Origin of the sequence: Cloacibacillus sp., assembly GCF_020860125.1 — a bacterium.
Taxonomy (GTDB): Bacteria; Synergistota; Synergistia; order Synergistales; family Synergistaceae; genus Cloacibacillus.
The window spans coordinates 1-18579 of the sequence record NZ_JAJBUX010000094.1; the positions used below are offsets into that span (position 1 = coordinate 1).

The 18579-nt window shown below is 55.4% G+C and carries 15 protein-coding genes; 14 read left to right on the forward strand and 1 reads right to left on the reverse strand.

Annotated features, from left to right (window positions below; all coding sequences use genetic code 11):
* Positions 1-442: 442 nt before the first annotated feature.
* Both buk and LIO98_RS11890 read left to right on the forward strand, forming a co-directional pair.
* Positions 443-1522, forward strand: coding sequence for a butyrate kinase (gene buk, locus LIO98_RS11885; protein ID WP_291957374.1), 1080 nt, complete (start codon positions 443-445; stop codon positions 1520-1522).
* A gap of 116 nt (positions 1523-1638) precedes the next feature.
* The gene (locus LIO98_RS11890; RefSeq protein WP_291957377.1) at positions 1639-2427 is read left to right on the forward strand and encodes a nitrilase-related carbon-nitrogen hydrolase; all 789 of its coding nucleotides are present in this window, start codon (positions 1639-1641) and stop codon (positions 2425-2427) included.
* On the opposite strand, the gene LIO98_RS11895 is transcribed toward LIO98_RS11890, so the two are convergent.
* Positions 2424-3554, reverse strand: a complete 1131-nt coding sequence (locus tag LIO98_RS11895; RefSeq protein ID WP_291957381.1) for an AAA family ATPase — start codon at positions 3552-3554, stop codon at positions 2424-2426. The two genes, LIO98_RS11890 and LIO98_RS11895, sit on opposite strands and share 4 nt — an antisense overlap.
* Positions 3555-3735: 181 nt before the next feature.
* Here LIO98_RS11895 and LIO98_RS11900 point away from each other — a divergent pair, with 181 nt between their 5' ends.
* The 12 genes from LIO98_RS11900 to LIO98_RS11955 all read left to right on the forward strand — a co-directional run bounded on the left by LIO98_RS11900 (position 3736) and on the right by LIO98_RS11955 (position 18310).
* Positions 3736-4155, forward strand: coding sequence for a MarR family transcriptional regulator (locus tag LIO98_RS11900; protein WP_291957383.1), 420 nt, complete (start codon positions 3736-3738; stop codon positions 4153-4155).
* 229 nt (positions 4156-4384) lie between these two features.
* On the forward strand, positions 4385-6097 hold the full coding sequence (locus LIO98_RS11905; protein ID WP_291957386.1) for an AMP-binding protein: 1713 nt from the start codon (positions 4385-4387) through the stop codon (positions 6095-6097).
* A 91-nt stretch (positions 6098-6188) separates the two neighbouring features.
* Positions 6189-7292, forward strand: a complete 1104-nt coding sequence (locus LIO98_RS11910; RefSeq protein WP_291957389.1) for an NADH:flavin oxidoreductase — start codon at positions 6189-6191, stop codon at positions 7290-7292.
* A gap of 94 nt (positions 7293-7386) precedes the next feature.
* On the forward strand, positions 7387-8340 hold the full coding sequence (locus tag LIO98_RS11915) for a 2-keto-3-deoxygluconate permease (protein WP_291957392.1): 954 nt from the start codon (positions 7387-7389) through the stop codon (positions 8338-8340).
* Positions 8341-8415: 75 nt separating this feature from the next.
* Entirely contained in the window at positions 8416-9990 is a 1575-nt protein-coding gene (locus LIO98_RS11920; RefSeq protein WP_291957395.1) for a CoA-transferase, read from the forward strand.
* Between the two features lie 39 nt (positions 9991-10029).
* Complete coding sequence (locus tag LIO98_RS11925; RefSeq protein ID WP_291957398.1) at positions 10030-11628, forward strand: methylmalonyl-CoA mutase family protein; 1599 nt, start codon at positions 10030-10032, stop codon at positions 11626-11628.
* Between the two features lie 19 nt (positions 11629-11647).
* Positions 11648-12100 carry a cobalamin B12-binding domain-containing protein gene (locus tag LIO98_RS11930; RefSeq protein WP_291957401.1) on the forward strand — a complete coding sequence of 151 codons (453 nt, stop codon included), beginning with the start codon at positions 11648-11650 and terminating at the stop codon, positions 12098-12100.
* Positions 12101-12127: 27 nt separating this feature from the next.
* Positions 12128-13336, forward strand: coding sequence for a CoA transferase (locus LIO98_RS11935; protein ID WP_291957404.1), 1209 nt, complete (start codon positions 12128-12130; stop codon positions 13334-13336).
* 27 nt (positions 13337-13363) lie between these two features.
* Complete coding sequence (locus tag LIO98_RS11940; RefSeq protein WP_291957407.1) at positions 13364-14548, forward strand: thiolase family protein; 1185 nt, start codon at positions 13364-13366, stop codon at positions 14546-14548.
* 111 nt (positions 14549-14659) lie between these two features.
* The gene (locus LIO98_RS11945) at positions 14660-15445 is read left to right on the forward strand and encodes an enoyl-CoA hydratase-related protein (RefSeq protein WP_291957410.1); all 786 of its coding nucleotides are present in this window, start codon (positions 14660-14662) and stop codon (positions 15443-15445) included.
* A gap of 55 nt (positions 15446-15500) precedes the next feature.
* Positions 15501-16493 (forward strand): amidohydrolase family protein, encoded by a 993-nt coding sequence (locus tag LIO98_RS11950; RefSeq protein ID WP_291957413.1) that lies wholly within the window; start codon positions 15501-15503, stop codon positions 16491-16493.
* 275 nt (positions 16494-16768) lie between these two features.
* Positions 16769-18310, forward strand: a complete 1542-nt coding sequence (locus tag LIO98_RS11955) for an acyl-CoA carboxylase subunit beta (RefSeq protein ID WP_291957416.1) — start codon at positions 16769-16771, stop codon at positions 18308-18310.
* Positions 18311-18579: the final 269 nt, after the last annotated feature.

An 18579-nucleotide genomic window follows, 5' to 3' on the forward strand; every position in this document is an offset into this window, starting at 1 on the left:
ATATAATATTTAATATGGGGCATGTTGTCAATAAAAAAAATAACAAGAATACGTAACTTTTGATAAAAGATAAGGTTATTATTCCAAATCAATGTTAAAAATAGATATAAATAACAAAAGAGTGCAAATATATAAAGAAGATGTATAAAATTACCATGCCATTTTATATAAAAATAGGTCCTTGACTTTTTTCTTATAGTCATTTTTGTCGGTAGGTGCAAACAGAATGATATTTTTTTAAAAGCGTGGGCTAAGAGTTTTTTTTGAAATTTATTTCGAGAGTTTATTTTTAGTTGCTAATAATATGTGATTGACATATCTATCATTGGCGAAAGATAATATATCATTTAATTTATACGGTAATATTCGTTAAATAGATGATAAAATATAATCGATAAGATTAGTCTGAAAATAAGCGAATATCACGAGGAGGCAGCGTGTAATGACATATAAGATCATGGTGCTCAACACCGGTTCAACATCTACTAAAATGGCGGTCTACTTTGACGAGAAGAAGGCCGTTCAGAAAGAGTTTGAACACACGAAAGAATTTCTTGAGAGATATCCCTATATGTCGGACCAGCTGCCGATGCGTCAGGAGCTGGCCGACGACTTTATGAAAGAGGCCGTCGCCGAATACGGGGCCTTCGACGCGATAGTCGCGCGCGGCGGGATACTGCCGCCGATACACGCAGGCGGCTATGAGATAAACGACGTTATGGTGGACTATCTGCTCAATGTCTGCGCGGAGGAACACGCCTCGAACGTCGCGGCCTGCATCGCCTTTGAACTGCGGCGAAAGTATGATATTCCGCACGCATATATCTACGACGGTATTTCGACGGACGAGCTGGAGCCTGTAGCCCGCATCAGCGGTATTCCCGATATGCCGCGTGTCTCCGTGACACACTGCCTCAACATGCGCGCTACGGCGCACCGCGCGGCGGCGGAGATGGGGCGCTCCTATGGAGACTGTACCTTCATAATCGCGCATCTCGGCGGCGGCATCTCGATGTCGCTGCATAAGAATGGACTCATCGCCGATGTGGTCGGGGACGACGAAGGTCCATTCTCGCCTGAGCGCGCTGGCGGCCAGCAGGTGATCCAGCTGATAAAATATCTGGTCAGAAAGAATAAAACCGACATGCGCGACAAACTGCGCGTCATGCGCGGCGACAGCGGCCTCTTCGGTTACCTTGGCACCAGCGACGCCCGCCGTGTAGAAGAGATGATCGCCGTGGGCGACGAAAAGGCGCGGCTGGTATATGAGGCGATGGCGCTTCAAATAGCTAAATTTATCGCCAACCTAGCCGCCTCCGTCTGCGGCATGGCGGACGCGGTCATCCTTACCGGCGGCCTCGCGCACTCAAAGATACTCACGGACGAGATCGAACGCCGTATTGGTTTTATCGCCCCCGTGAAGCTCTATCCCGGAGAAAATGAGATGGAGTCGCTCGCGCATGGGGCCTACCGGATACTCAGCGGCAGCGAGCGCGCAAGGGTATTCCGATACGACAAATGACGGCGGTAATTTTCCGCCGCGGCCTCTCCTGCAGCAAAAAATCTATTGCGCCAATGCGAAAAACATTATAGGATAAGGGGATAAGTGAAAAATCTAAAACGAACAGGGGGACATCCATGAAAGCATCGCTTATCCAGCTGGAAATAAAAGAGACGGAGGCCCACGAAGATCTTATCGAACGGGTCTTCGGGCTGATAGACGGCTGCCGCGGCTCCGACATCATCGTGCTGCCGGAGCTGTGGCATATCGGGATATTGAGTTACCGTACGATCTGGAACTTCGCGGAGGAAAAGGATGGACCGCTGATGCGCCGCATCTCCGAAAAGGCGAAGGAGCTCGGGGCCTTCATCCACTGCGGGAGCTTCGTCCATAAAGAGGGGGATAAGATATACAACACGAGCCTCCTCTTCGACAGGAAGGGCACCGATATCGCGGAATACCGCAAGATACACCTCTTCTCCTGTTACGGGCGCGAGGCAGATTCATTTACGCACGGCACAGAGCCGGTCGTTGTCGATACCGAATTTGGTAAACTGGGACTTGCCATCTGTTACGATATAAGGTTTCCCGAGCTCTTCCGTATGATGACGCTCGGCATGGGCGCGGAAATATTCATCGTCCCCGCCGCTTGGCCCCAGCCGCGCGGCGAGGCCTTTAAGATACTCAACAAAGTTCGCGCGATGGAGAACTCAGCCTGCCTTTTGTCGTGCAACCTGATCGGCCCTTACAAACATCTTACAATGGTGGGGGAGAGCGGCGTCATCGACCCCTGGGGCGAGATGCTCACGGAGATCCTGCCTGGAGAGGGGATCATTGAAGGCGAGGCCTCCGCTGAGACCGTGCGCCAGACCCGCCGCGAATTCCCTGTCTTTGACGACGTGAGGCTGATGGAATCCGTGTTTTAGCGGCGAAGCGCCGCTTCGAGCAGCATCTCCGAAATCTTTTCCCGTACTATCCGCATAACGCCACGCACACCGTCGCCGCCGCTGACAAGCGGCATGAGGGAACCGCAGAGCTCCCTCTCAGAGACGATGGTTCTCTCTTCTTCGGTAAGCTCCGCCACCGCCTCTCGGCATCTCTTTTCGAGGATAATGCCGAGAGCCTCGGCGGAAAGCGCTCCAAATTCTATCACCGCGTCAAAGCGCGCGAATAGCGGCGCTCCAAGGCGCTCCTTCGCCTCCGCGGCGGAGGCGTAGTTAGAGGTGCAGATTATGACCGCGTTTTTTACCTCGGCGCAGTAGTTTCGGTCTTCGTATATCCCCTCGTCAAAGAGCTGGTAAAAGGCGCTGTGAAAGAGCGGATTCGGCTTGTCGAACTCGTCGAAGAGAATTACGGAAGACTCGCGCTCCATCAGGTCCTTGGCGAGAGAGTCGCCTGTGTGGCGTCCGCCGAAGAGATAAGGCGCGAACTCGTTGCTGTGGAACATCGAGAACTGACGGCAGAATAATTTCTGTCCCGCCACCTCGCTTAGATACTTCGCCGTCTCCGATTTGCCGACGCCCGTGGGGCCGTAAAAGAGCAGCACGAGCGGCTTTAAGAGTTTTCCTGCCGCAAGCGGATAGAGGGCGGTGAGAAGCCGATGCTTAACTTTCTCCTGGCCGATGATGACCTGAGGGTATTCTTTGTCTATCCTTTTAAGCCCCTCGATATCCAAGGTCTTATATTCGTGTTTTATGACCTTTACGCGGCTGTGCAGGCCGCGGAACTGCGACACGAGATTCGCCGGAGGATTTTGCAGATACAGCGACTCCACCTCAAACTGATCGATGAAACTTAAAAAAGAATGCAGTGCGCTCTCGCTGATCGAGGCGTACTGCTCCGAGTAGGCGACGAGGCAGGGAATGACAAGCCGCTCCTCCTGCTTCTCCGCGGCGTCGCAGCCGCGTTTGCTCTGTATCTTGAAGGTATGCTCCCTCATCTTCTTGTCGCTGTATATTGCCAGTTCGCTTATCGTGGTAAGCGCCTTGTTTCGCGGCAGGCGGCGTTTGAAATTATATTTTGGCCCGTAAAAGAAAATAATTTTCTTTATCATTAATAATCATTCCTTTGTGAATAAAATCTCTAAAAATAAACTCCTTACATTTATGAATTATATATAGTTTAGTCTGAGTAATCAGAAAATTAAGTTGACAATATCACTAACTAGTGTTATTCTACAGCCAACAAGAGATAAGTCAATCCACTGAAAACTAGATAGAGATGAGGGGTTTGAGATGGACTCCAAGGACAGACTGAACGGCAAATTCATCATCGCACTTGGAAGGACCTATCGCAACGCGCACCGAAGATCTAACGAGCTGTTCCGTAGTAAGGGGCTGACTCTGCTGCAGTTTACAGTACTTGAGCTTCTATATAATCGAGGAGAACAGACGATACAGCAGATAATCGACAAAGTTCTCTCAAGCAGCGGCAACATCACGGTGGTGGTAAGGAATTTAGAGCAGATGAAGCTTGTTTACCGCCGTGATAATCCAAACGACAGGCGCTCTTATCTTATTGGAATAACTCAAGAGGGCAAGGAACTGATGGATGTTACCTTTGCTAAACATATGTCCAACCTTGCCGAGGCTTTTTCAAAACTGACGACGGAAGAGAAAGAACAGGTCGTCTCTATACTGAAGAAATTACGATAAAAAAAGGCTTAACGGCTTTTAAATATTTTGTGTATAGTAATATCACTAATTAGTGATACTGCCACAGATGTTGCTTGCATAAAAATGAACAAAGTGAGAGGTGATGCAGTGCCGCGCGGTTTTTTAGTAGGGTAATAAATGAAATTTTTCACATGACGCAAAAGACCACACACAACCACACACGGCAACAGAGAAACAGATGTACCATTTATTCGAATGGAGGGGAATCATGCTAGAACATTGGACCGCTTATCAACCCGAACTTGCAAAGTCTTACGAAGAGAAAGGCTATTGGAAGAGAGAGAACTTCTCTCAGGTTTTCGATAACATTGCGGAACGTTTCTGGGATCGTGAAGCCCTCGTAGGCGGAGAACAGCGCTTCACCTACGGAGAGCTTAAAAAAGGATCAGACCGTCTTGCCCTGCACTTCCTGAAGATGAGGCTTAAGCATGAAGACCGTATAGTCATTCAGCTGACAAACATACCCGAGTTTGTTTTTATCTACCTCGCGCTTCAAAAGATCGGCGTTATTCCCGTAATGTGCTTGGCCCAGCACAGATATACGGAGATATCACAGATCGCGGCAAAGGCAAAAGCGGTCGGCTACATTATACCAGGTTTTGCGAATAAATTTAACTACGTGGAATTGGTCGATCAGGTGGCCGCCGAGCTGCCCTATATGAAATATAAAATGATCGCGGGACTCAACCAGGAGATCCCCGAAGGATACCTCTATGTCAACGACCTTCTCAAGGTCCCCGCGGAGGGTGAGGACGACCCTGAACTGCTGAAAAAGTATCTGCCCGACCCGCACGATGTCTGCATTCTGCTGCTTTCCGGCGGCACGACGGGCATCCCGAAGCTCATCCCGCGCGAATACAACGCCTACCGCTACGTCGCGGAGGAGTCGAGCCGCGAACTCGGATATAACATGTACACGGTGCAGCTCGCGGTGGCCCCCGTAGCGCACAACATGGTCCTTGCGGCCCCCGGAATTCAGGGCGCCTTCGCCTTCGGCGGCAAGGTGATCATGGGCACCTCGCCGCGTACCGAGGATATCTGCAAGCTGATCGAAAAAGAAAAGATCACGCACATCCCGATGGTTCCGGCGATGATCATAAATATGCTGAACTTTGAAGACAGGGGCAAGTACGACCTCTCTTCATGGAAGATCGTCATCAACGGCGGCTCCAAGATCGAACCGGTCGTTGCCGCCCGCGTATATCCCGAGCTTGGCTGCCGCCTGATCTCGCAGTTCGGCATGTCCGAGGGTACGATCATGCAGACCAGCCTCTTTGACGACGAAGATGTCATCTATAACACGATCGGTCTTCCGGTCTCTCCCGCAGACGAATGGAAAATCATCGACAAGGACACCGGCGAGCTGATCGCGGAGAGCGTACACGACGGCAGCGCGCGGTTCCGCGGCGAAACGGAGCGTCCCGGAGAGATAATCTTCCGCGGCCCCTACACGATACGCGGCTACTACGACACCCCCGACCACAATAAAAAGGCCTTTACGGAGGACGGTTTCTACCGCTCGGGAGACCTGGCGGCGATGCACTCCAGCGGCAAAGGCTTTGTCATCATGGGACGCATCAAGGACGCGATCAACCGCGGCGGCGAGAAGTTCAGCTGCGAAGAGGTGGAGAACCTCGTCCTGAAGCATGAAAAGATTCATGACGCGGCGCTCGTCCCGATGCCCGACCATGTGCTTGGTGAAAAGGCCTGCCTCTTCGTCTCGATGAGGAACCCGGGCGACACCATTACGCTGAAGGAAATAGTTGAATTCCTCTCCGGCAAGCTTGCGAAGTTCAAGCTTCCCGAGCATCTCGAGATCCGCGACGACCTGCCGCACACAAATATCGGCAAGGTCAAGAAAGAGGAGCTGCGTCTTGAGATATACGCGATAATGGCGGAAGAGGAAAAAAATAAGGCATAACCCGGATACTTCCCTGTCCGGCCACCCATAAAACGCGTGAAGGGCTTTTCAGCCCTTCACCCCCCTTATAAAAAAATTGGAGGATGAATCCATGAAAATATTAGAGCCCGTAAAATTTAGAAATCTTGAACTCAGAAACCGTCTGGTATGGCTTCCCGCCGTATCCTGCCTCGCCGACGAGGTTGGCTTTGTCACCGACCAGCTGATCGAGCGTCATGTGGCGCGCGCGAAGGGCGGCTTCGGACTCATTGACGTCGAGGCCTGCGGTGTGCTCGACAGGAAGAGCCCCAACCTCCTTCGTATCTGCGACGACAAGTTTATCCCCGGACTCAAAGAGATGACGGACGCCGTGCACGCCGAGGGCTGCAAGATGACCGTCCAGCTCATCCATTATGTGAAGCAGTCGGTCCGCACGGGCTGGAAGCAGGCCGTCGAGGATCTTTCCTACGAAGACATCGAAGAGTGCAAGCGCCAGTTCATAGACAGCACCATCAGGGCCAGGAAGGCCGGTTTTGACGGTGTAGAGCTGCACGTGGCCCATGGTTATACGCTTTCATCATTTATCTCCCTGCTCAATAAGCGCACCGACAAGTACGGCCGCAACACCGAGGGCCGCTGCCGCATCGTCACGGAGATCATGGAGGGCATCCGCAAAGAGGTTGGAGACGACTACTGCGTCGGCTGCCGCATCTCCGGCGAAGAGTTCGTCATGGGCGGCAACACGCTGAAGCAGACGACGGAGATCGCGCAGATATTCGCGCGCGCCGGAATGGACTTCATCAGCGTATCGGCGGGCGGCAAGACGGAAGACGGCCCGTGGTACACCGGATACAGCGGAAGCCGCTGCATGGCGACGGCCAACCTGCCCTACGGCTGCCACGTCTATCTCTCCGCCGGCATCAAAGAGGCGCTGCGTGAGATCGGTTCCGATATTCCCGTGGTCGTCTCCGGCAAGGTCAGAGACCTCAAGCACGGAGAAGAGATATTTGAAGCAGGCAAGGCCGACCTCATCGGCGTCTGCCGTCCCGCGCTCGCCGATCCCGAATGGATAACGAAGCAGGTAGAGGGACGCGAGAAAGAGATAATCAAGTGCATCTACTGCAACGGCTGTCTTGTCCGCGACCAGAAGCACGAAGCAGTCAACTGCGTGATCGCCGATAAAGTGGCCGAACGTAACGCGGCCGGCCGGAATTAGCGTGCCGCCGGAGCGCGTTTTCCCTGAAAACGCGCTCCGGGATTTGCCAAGTTTCGCAAATAAGAGGCATTAAAAGAGAGATTGGAGGCAGGCTATGGATATTCTAGGCAAGGTCAATAAAGTACCTGGCGGCATCATGGTCGTACCGATGTTCATCACCGCGCTGATCAATACCTTTATTCCGGCGGCGCTCAAGATAGGCGGCCCCACCACCGCGGCTTTCAGCGGGGCGGGTGCGATGGCGACGATCGGCATGCTGCTCTTTGTCGCGGGCAGCCAAACAAAATACAGCGACCTCGGCGCGGTCTGCGCGCGCGGCGGCCTGCTGGTAGTCGTCCGCCTGGCGGTAGCTTTTACGGGCGCCTGGCTGACGCTGAAATTTTTCGGCATCGGCGGGATCTGCGGAGCCTCCGCGCTGGCGGTCACGATCTCCCTCGCCAGCTGCAACCCCGGCGTCTACGCGGGGCTGATGCAGTCCTATGGAGACAACGTCGATAAAGCGGCGATGGGTGTCCTCAATCTGATCGCCGTTCCCGCCACGCCCCTGGTGATCCTCGGCATGGCCGACGGCACGGGGTTTGATTATATGAGCGCCATCGCCTCGCTCGTTCCGTTTGTTCTCGGCATGGTTCTCGCCAATACTGACGAGAAGATCCGCAAACTCTTCTCCACGGCGACGCCGGTGGTACTCTTTTTCCTGGGCTGCTGTCTGGGCGCGAGCATAAACCTCAAGGCGCTCTCTCAGGCCGGAACCGCGAATATCGTACTTATCGGGCTTATCGTCTGCATCTTCCTGCCGATAATGATAGCCGCGGACAGACTTATTCTTAAACGTCCCGGATACGCCGCGGTGGGAGCCACCTGTCTGGGCGGCCTCTCGGTGGTAGCCCCGAGGATCATCGGCGAGCGTCTGCCGCAGTATCAGCCCTATGTGGAGTCGGCGACGGCGCAGATGGCGGTGACTCTGGTCTTCTGTATCTTCGTCTTTCCATATATCACAAAATTTGTAGTAGAAAAGTTTGGCAGCGGCGCGGCGGCGAAGAGCTAACTAAATCTAATGTTTACATTTTCCCGCCGCATTCCGGCGGCGGGAAAATGTAAAAAAGGTGCGGGGTGAGAAAAGATGGGCAAAATTATATCATCTGCTAACGTAATATCACTAATTAGAGATAATGCGGTGATCAGTATCGGCGGTTTCGGAGGTTTTTCCGCTCCCGATGAGATCTTGGACGAGATGGCGAAGTCTTTTTTCACCCATGGCCGCCCGCGGGGGCTGCACGTCGTCTCCGGCGTATCTCCCGGAGACCTCAAGGAAGACGGTTACGGCCTCAGCATAATCAAGGCTCCAGGGATCATCTCTTCCATTTATGCGGCCCACGTCGGGATGTCTCCCGCGATCGGGCGGGCCGTGAGCAATAACGAGATCGCCGGTTATACCGTCCCTCTCGGGGTCTATGGAGAGCTTTTGAGGGCGGCCGCCGTCGGCAAGCCCGGCGTAATGACGAAGGTCGGTCTGCACACCTTTTGCGATCCGCGCCTTGAGGGATGCCTGATGAACCGCTTAGCGGAAGAGTCCGGCAGAGAGGTCGTCTCGCTGATCGACTTCGAAGGTGAGGAATACCTCTTTTATAGAAGCTTCCCCATCGAGATCTGTATCATCCGCGGTAGCTATGCAGACGAGTACGGCAATATCTCGCTTGAGGATGAGGCCCTGTACAGTGAACAGGCGGCGATGGCCGCGGCGGTACACAACGGCGGCGGCACGGTCATCGTGCAGGTAAAGAACGTCTTTAAACGCGGCGCTCTCGACCCGCGGCGGGTAGCGATCCCCGGGGCACTCGTCGATTATGTGGTGCGGGCAAAGCCGGAAAATCATCTCCAGTGCTACGACGGTTCGCTCTTTCGCCCCGAGCTTATCGGCGACGTAAGGATGCAGCTTGATTTGGTGCCGCCGATGGCGCTCTCGCCGCGCAAGATATGCGGCAGGCGCGCGGCGCTCGAGATAAAGGCCGGCGGGCTTGTCAACCTCGGCATCGGCATGCCTGACAGCGTCGCGAGCATCGCGAACGAGGAGGGGATCAGCCATCAGGTCACCTTCACGATAGAGACCGGCCTCTACGGCGGCATACCGGTGAGCGGAATCGGCCTGGGAGCGGCGGTGAATCCCGACGCGATCCTTTCGATAACGGATAACTTCGACATCTACGACGGCGGCGCGCTTGATGCGGCATTTCTCGGAATGGGCGAGGTGGACGAAGCGGGCAACGTGAACGTCTCGAAATTCGGTTCGCGCTGTACGGGGCCGGGAGGCTTTATAAACATCACGCAGAGTACGCGGAAGGTCTGCTTCCTGGGGACCTTCACCGCGGGACCGCTGGAATGCCGGATCGGCGGCGGCAGGCTCGATATTGAGAGAGACGCCCCCGGGATCAAGTTCAAAAAACGGGTGCAGCAGGTGACCTTTTCCTCGCTCTGCGCAGCGGAAAAGGGTCAGCAGGTGCTTTATATAACGGAACGGGCGGTATTCAGGCTCGAAAAAGAGGGCGTTACGCTGACGGAGATAGCGCCCGGCGTCGATCTGGAGCGGGACATTCTCGCCAGAATGGAATTCCGGCCGCGGATATCGGACGGACTGCGGCTTATGGACGAACGGATATTCCACGACAAAAAGATGAAAATAAGCTTTGAGAATCAATAAGGCAGAATTATAGAAAAATAGGTGAAAGGGGTAATAAGAATGGCTGAAGAGAAGAAACATACCACACTTTCCGGATATGAGCTCAAAAGGGTCTACACCGAAGAAGATATAAAGGGTGAAGACCTGAGGGCGCAGCTCGGTGATCCCGGCCACTACCCGTTTACGCGCGGCATTCGCGAGGAGATGTACCGCGACGGCCGCCTGTGGACGATGGGACAGTACGCGGGCTTCGCCTCCGCGGAGGAGGCCAACAAGCGCTTCCGTTACATCATTGAACAGGGCGGCACGGGCTTCTCCGTCGCGCTGGACCTGCCGACGCAGATGGGCTACGACTCAGACGACCCGATGTCGGAGGGCGAGGTCGGAAAGGTGGGGGTCGCCATCGACTCTCTGGCCGACATCGAGGCGCTCTTCAAGGGAATCCCCTTCGAGAAGGTACGCCAGATACGCACGACGGCGAACGCCAACTCGATAATCATGCTCGCCTTCTACGTCGCCTTCGCGAAGAAAAACAATATCGATCCCAACACGATCGGCTTTTTCCTTCAGAACGACATCCTTAAAGAATATATGTGCCGCGGCACCTACATCTTCCCGCCCGCGGCCGGCGTCAAGCTCTCCGTTGACGTGTTGGAATACTGCGGGAAGCACCTTCCCCACTGGATGCCCATCGCCGTCTCCGGCTACCACATCCGGGACGCCGGAGCTACCGCGGCGATGGAGCTGGCGTTCACGCTGGCGGATATGATCGAATACTACGACGCCGCTGTGAAGCGGGGAGTTGACATCGTCGCGGCCACGGCGAACAGCTACTTCTTCCTCGGCGCTCAGATGGACTTCCTGGAGGAGGTCGCGAAGTACCGCGCCGCGCGCCGCCTGTACGCGCGGATCATGAAGGAACGCTACCACGTGACGGAAGAAGAGCCGCAGCGCCTGAAGATATTTGCCTTCACAAGCGGCTCAGCCCTGACGGCGGAGCAGCCGATCAACAATATCGTCCGTGTCGCCATTCAGACGATGGCGGCGGCGGCGGGCGGCATCCAGACCTTCCACGCCTCCTCCTACGACGAGGCGATCTCCCTGCCCACGCAGGAGGCCGTGACGGTATCGCTGCGCACGCAGCAGATAGTGGGCTATGAGTCGGGGCTGACGGAGACGGTCGACCCCCTTGGCGGTTCCTTCGCGGTAGAGGCTCTCACGAACGCCATAGAGAAAGAGGTCCTCGACCTGCTCGACACGATAGAGAAAAAGGGCGGGGCCATGAAATGTATCGAGGAAGGATTCCAGCAGAAGATGCTGGCGGACAACGCATATAAATACCAGAAGAGCGTGGACAATAAAGAACGCGTCGTCGTGGGCGTCAACGAATTTAATGACGGCAAGCCTATAGAACCCGCCCAGTTCACGGTCCCTGAGGATGTCGCGATCAAGCAGACGGCGAAGCTCAACAAGCTGAAGGCGGAACGCGACAACGAGAGGGTGAAGCGCGCCCTCGCGGCGGTGGAGAAGGCGGCCCGGAACGACGAGAACCTCGGTGAGTACATGATCGAAGCGGTGAGCGCCTACGCGACGCTCGGCGAGATATGCGGCGTGCTCAAAGAGGTCTACGGCAAGTATACACCGATGAAGATCTATTAAGGAAGAAGGAGGCGGCGTTATGGTAAAAGTTCTGATTTCAAAACCCGGCCTTGACGGTCACGACCGCGGCGCGAAAGTGGTCGCGCGCGCCTTTGAAGAGGCAGGAGCGGAGGTCATTTACACCGGCCTGCAGGCAACGCCCGACGAGATAGCGGAGATAGCGGCAAAGGAAAAGGTGGACGTCGTGGGAGTGAGCCTTCTCTCTGGCGCGCACAACACCCTGATGCCGAAGGTGATAGATAAGGTAAAGGCGAAAGAGGGAATGGAGAACACGGTATTCATCCTCGGCGGCATCATTCCGCAGCAGGATATTCCCGGACTCATCGAAAAGGGCGTCAGCGGCGTATTTGGCCCCGGCACCCGGCTCGACGAGGTCACGGAATTCACCTTTGAGCAGGTGGCGCTCGCGAAGGCCGAGGAGATGGCCGAGCAGGCGCTTTCAGACATGGCGAACAAAGCTTCAAATATATAAAAGAAGAATACTAAAGGAGGTACTTACATGACAGGGATACTTGAAGGAGTTAAGGTACTTGGCATAGAGCAGCAGGTCGCGGGACCGACCTGTACGATGATGCTCGCCGACCAGGGAGCGGAGGTCATCAAGGTCGAACGCCCCGGAAGCGGAGACACCGCGCGCGAGATAGCGCCGATGCTCAAGAATGACAAAGGAGAGGCGCAGAGCGGATACTTCGCGCGCTTCAACCGCAGCAAAAAGAGCGTGACGATCGATATGCAGTCCCCCGAGGGACAGGCCGTTCTCTGGGACCTCATCAAAGATACCGAAATAATAATCGAGAACGTGAAACCTGGACTGATGGACAAGCTGGGCTTCACCTACGAAAAGATCAAAGAGGTCAACCCCGGCGTCATCTACGTAGCCATCAGCGGCTTTGGACGTTCAAAGAAATACGAAGGCCCCTATGCGAAACGCCTCGCCTATGACATCATCACTCAGGCGATGGCGGGACTCATGCACACCTGCGGCAGCGACCCGCAGGGACCGCCGACCTGGCTCGGCTTCGCCCTCGGCGACTCCGGCACCGGCGTCTACGCGGCCTACGCGGCGATGCTCGGATACATCAACAAGCTGCGCACCGGCAAGGGAGAATACTTCGACGTCTCGATGTACGACTGCATGATCGCCCTCGCCGAGCGTTCGCACAACGTTTACGCCTTTACCGGCAACGTCGTTACACGCGGCCCGGACAAGCTTATCGCCCCCTGGGGCCCCTTCAAGTGCAAGGACGGCTATGTGGCGATCATCGTGCCCACGGAGTCGATGTGGAAAAAGTTCCTCACCGCCATCGGCCACCTGGAGCTGCTCGACAACCCCGATATCCAGTCCGGTCCCGGACGCGGCGCCCATATGGAGACCCTCATCCGCCCGGTCATCAACGAATGGCTCGCCGACAAGACGAAGATAGAGGCCTGTGAAATATTCATGGCTCAGGGACTTCCCTGCGGACCGGTGCAGAACGCCGAGGACGTCGCTCATGACGAGCACACCAAAAAGCGCGAGATGCTCGTTAAGATACCCGATCCCGTCGTCGGAGAACTCACCGTCGTCGGCTGCCCGATCAAGATGGAAGAACATGAGACCTCCTACAGCGCGCTGCCGGATCTTGGCGCCGATACGGACGAAGTGCTGAAAAGACTTGGATACTCGGACGAGCGCATCGCCGGGCTGCACGACAAAAAGGTCATATAAGAGATAAAAGAGAGAAGGGTGACAGATATGGAAAAGGTAGTCATAGTATCAGCTGTACGTACGCCATTCGATAAATTCGGCGGCCCGATGAAGGGCGAAAACACGGTAGCCCTCGGATCATTCGTCGTAAAAGAGGCCATGGAGCGCGCCGCGGTCGATCCCGCGGATGTGGAAGAGACATACATCGGCATCAATATGCCCACGGCGAACCGCTCGATCGCCCGTCAGATATCACTCGCCGCGGGCATGCCGCCCGAAGCGAACTCGACAACCGTCGACCGCGCCTGCTGCTCGTCGATGGTAGCCATCGCGATGGCAAAACGCGCGATCGAACTCGGCGACGCCAAGGTAACGGTGGGCGGCGGCTCGGAAAACATGAGCAACGTCCCCTACTTCGTGGAAGACCTGCGCTGGGGAAAGCGCCTTGGCGACATCGTCCTTAAAGACATCATGGTCGTATCCTGCCCCTACACCGGGGAACCGCGCGCGAAGCAGGCGGGAGAGGTCGCCCTTCAGTACGGTATCAGCCGCGAAATGCAGGACGAATGGGCCTACCGCAGCCAGATGCTCTATCAGGATGCCTTCAAGGCCGGTAAATTCAAGGATGAGATAAAGCCCTATGTCCTTCACACGAAAAAAGGAGACGTCGTGATCTCCGAAGACCAGTCGCCGCGTCCCGACACGACTCTTGAAGGGCTCGCGAAGCTCAAGACCGTCAACCAGAGCCCGACCGTCACCGCGGGCAACGCTCCCGGACTCAACACGGGCGCCAGCGCGCTCGTGCTCATGAGCGAAAGCGAAGCGGCGCGCCGCGGACTGAAGCCCCTGGCGACGATCGTGGCCCACGCCCAGGCCTCGGGACACCCCAAATACATCGCGACAATCCCGGCCTTCGCCGCTCAGAAGGTGCTCGCCAAAGCCGGCATGACCATCGACCAGATGGATATCATTGAGATCAACGAAGCCTTCGCGGTCATGCCCCTAGCCTCCACGATACTGCTTGGAGAAGAGGACCCCGCGAAAGTCGAAGCGATCCGCGCCAAGACGAACATCAACGGCGGCGCGATCGCCATCGGCCACCCGACGGGAGCCACAGGCGGACGCCTCGTAATGACGATGGCCTACGAACTCCAGCGCCGCGGCGGCGGATACGGCCTCTGCACGATCTGCGGCGGCGTCGGCGAGAGCGAAGCCTTTATAATCAAAGTCTAATCACTCTTTCGGTGATCCACGCGGATGTTTTGCCTTTACTGACCGGCAGGGCCGAGTCAGGCGGCGGCGAAACATCCGCTGTCGGCAATAAATAAGGAGGCTGCGGCAAATATGGAATTTCAGGATATACTGTATGAAAAGTATAATAACCGGGCGAAAATAACCATTAACAGGCCTGACAATATGAATATGTTCACCAATCATACTTTGAGCGAAATGATTACTGCGCTTCAAAGCACGTGGACAGACAAGGAGGTCGGGGCTGTTATCCTTACGGCGGCTGGGAACCGCGCGTTTACGATCGGAGGCACTCCCGGCGAGACGGATGCCGGCGCTCAGCCCATTGAAAAGCTGCCGATGCCCAATCTGTTTGCCCAGCTTCTGCATACCATCCGCACGATCCCCAAGCCGGTGATAGCGGCGGTTAACGGTTATGCGATCGGCGGCGGCCATGTCATCCAGGTGGTCTGCGACCTTACCATCGCCGCCTCTACCGCCAAGTTCGGCCAGGTAGGCCCCAAGGTCGGAAGCTTTGACGCCGGATACGGCAGCGCCTATCTCTCACGCATAGTCGGTGAGAAGAAAGCCAGAGAATTCTGGTATCTGTGTAAGAAATACACGGCGGAAGAGTGCCTGCAGATGGGGCTGGTCAACGCCGTAGTCCCGCCGGAAGAGCTGATGGCGGAGACGGACAAATGGGTCGACACCATTGTCAAATCCAGCCCGACCTCTCTGGCGGCGCTGAAAATGTCCTTCAACGCGGACTCGGCCTCCGTCTGGGGTATTCAGTCCATGGCGGGCGTCGCGCTGGGCATGTACTTCAACACGGACGAGGCGAAGGAATGCGGCAGGGCCTTCAGCGAAAAGAGAGATCCTGACATCGCCCAATACCGTTAATTTGTTCGAGCTTCCATCGCTTGGACATTACAATTTTGGAAGGAGAGAATGAGTCATGGCACAGCCTCAGGGAGACAGAACCCCAAAAACTCTTGAAGAGAGAGGTTACTATATTATCGACGTCCACGCGCATCCCTTTATTAAGGGCGGATATCCGCCCGCAATGAAGGCCATGCTGGCCTCGAGAAAATACACACAGCCCAACTGGGTCGGCAAGTCCGGCAAGGGCACCCTGGACGATCTGAAAGCGGAGTTTGACGAGACCGGCAGGGAAGTAATGGCGAACGACGCCCTCACCCACGGCGTGAAGATGCAGCCGGTCGGCTGGGACGCGACGAGCGGCATGGGCGAACTGCCCACCAGCAACGATTTCGTTTACGGTTTGTGGAAGGAATTCCCCGACGCCTTTTTTGGCGCCTGGGGCTCGGTTGATCCCTGGCAGGGCCAGCAGGCCCTTCAGGAGGCGGAGAGAGCCATCACCGAACTGAAGCTGATCGGTCTGAAATTCCAGCAGTGCACGCAGAAATTCCGCGTCAACGACAGACGTTTCTACCCCCTGTGGGATCTTTGCCAGCAGCTTGGAGCGCCGGTTCAGTTCCATATCGGCTATACGGGAATGGGCAGCGGCGCCCCCGGCGGAGACGGGCTTTACAGCATGAGCTACTGCCAGCCTCTTGACGTCGACGAAGTCGCCGCGGACTTCCCGAACCTGAAAATCATCGCCCTGCACGTCGGCGAGCCGTGGCCGGAAGTTATCAACCACGTCGCGATGCACAAGGCGAACGTGATGCGCGAGACATCAGGAATGTGGCCCAAATATTTCCCGCAGTGCATGACCTACGACATGAACAGACGCCTGCAGGACAAGTTCATCTTCGGTTCCGAGTGGGGCGTATTCAAGCTCAGCGAGATCCTCAAGCAGTGGGAAGAGCTGGATCTCAGACCCGGCATCATGGAAAAGGTGATGTATAAGAACGCCCTTAACTTCCTCGGCGAAAGATTCGAGAAGTGCGGGCTGGACCTGAGCCCCTGGAAGGGATTGGTCTAAGAGAATTACGGATTTCTCCGCGCGCCGGATTTTCCCGCGCGGGGTGGCCGCGGTTTCGACGATCCCGCGGGCGCGGCGAAGCTCTTCAAGGACATTTACGTTTAGGAAAGTTCGTCAATAGTTTTTTGCCGCGCAGAACGCGGACAGCATCGTAAAATTCACGTTCTGCGAGGCGCTTAACGCCGTCCATGTCCGCAGCCGCTCCGCGCAGCCGGCGAAACAGGGTGATGTCGGCAGTCATCCGAAAAAATCACAGTATAGGGGGGAAGGGTCATATGAATCAAAAGCTTCAAAACATGTTCGATATAAAAGAACACATTATGCTCCAAGGCGGGCAGGAAAAAATTAACAGGCAGCATGCCAAGGGCAAGCTGACAGCGCGCGAGAGAATCAACTTGCTGTTTGATCCCGGAACTTTCGTGGAATACAATATGTTCGTAAAACCCAGAGCGACTCGGTTTGGCATGGATAAAGTCGACGCGCCGGCGGACGGGATCGTCACTGGGCATGGACTTATCAACGGCAGAAAAGCTTTTGCCTACGCTCAGGATGCCACCGTTCTGGGAGGATCAATGGGTGAAATGCATGGGTTGAAGCTCGCCAGAATGCAGGAGCTGGCGCTGGAGGTCGGAGTCCCCATCATCGGGCTCAACGATTCCGGCGGCGGCAGACTTCAAGAGGGGCCCGGAGCCTCAGTCTACGGCACCATTTTTTATAACAACGTGACAGCCTCGGGAGTCATTCCCCAGATTTCAGCCCTCATGGGCAGCTGCGCGGGAGGCGCCTCTTATTCCCCCGCCCTCAATGATTTTATCATCATGGTAGACAAGACCAGCAAAGCCTTTATCACCGGTCCCGCCGTCATCAAAGAGGTGACCGGTGAGATCGTGGACTTTGAAACCCTGGGCGGCGCGATGACGCACAGCACCAAATCGGGACTCTCTCATCTGATGGCGAGAGACGATTATGACTGTATCGAACAGATCAAATGTCTGCTGAGCTTTTTCCCCGATAACTGTCAGCAGCTTCCGCCGGTCTATCCCAATAATGACGACGTTTCGCGCCGGATAGAAGAACTCAATGATATTATTCCCGAGAGTAAGCGCAAAGCCTACGACATGAAGACCGTCATTACAAAGATCGCCGACAATAATTTCTTTTTTGAAATTTCCCCGTTATACGCCCGCAACATCATAGTCGGGTTTATCCGGATGGGCGGTATGCCGGTCGGCGTCGTCGCCAATCAAACCAGCTGCATGGCCGGCTGCCTTGACATCAACGCCTCCTGCAAAGCGGCGCGCTTTATCCGGACCTGCGACGCCTTCAATATCCCGCTTCTGTCTATCGTAGACGTTCCGGGGTATCTGCCCGGGGTCAACCAGGAACATGACGGTATCATCAGACATGGGGCGAAACTGCTCTACGCATGGGCGGAGGCGACGGTCCCCAAGATCATCATGCCGATCAGAAAGTCTTACGGAGGCGCCACACCGGCGATGTGCAGCATAGACATGAAGGCTGATTTCGTCATCGCGTGGCCAAGCTGCGAGCGTGCCGTTGTCGGAGCCGACGCCGCCGTTGAGGTACTTTATAAAAATGAGATCGCACAGGCCGCCGATCCGGTCGCGGCCAGGGAGATGTACAGGCAGGCGTACGAAACGGAATTCTTAAACCCTTATCGCTCCGCCGAGCTTGGAAAGTTTGAGGATGTTATCGAGCCGGCAGAATCGAGAATTAAGATCATTCAAACGCTGCGTATGTTCTGGGGCAGAAAAAAAGAACGTCCCGCGCGCAAGCACGGGAATATCCCCCTTTAAGCGGGGTATGCGGGAATATTTGCGGCACGGCGCCTTTTAAGCCCGGGCCATGAAGTTCGGGCTGGGCTGACAAAGATTTTGCGGAGCCGCCGAATGCCTTAAGCAAAATAGGAATATGTTCGGCGCATAACATCTTAAGATCAGTCTCTGTGCACCGGCAGACAGGCCGGTGCACAGTCTTTATGTACAAAAATATCAAGGAGGCGCAAATAAGATGAATATCTTAACCATTGTAGGAGGCATAGGAGTAATCGCATTGCTGTTCGCGG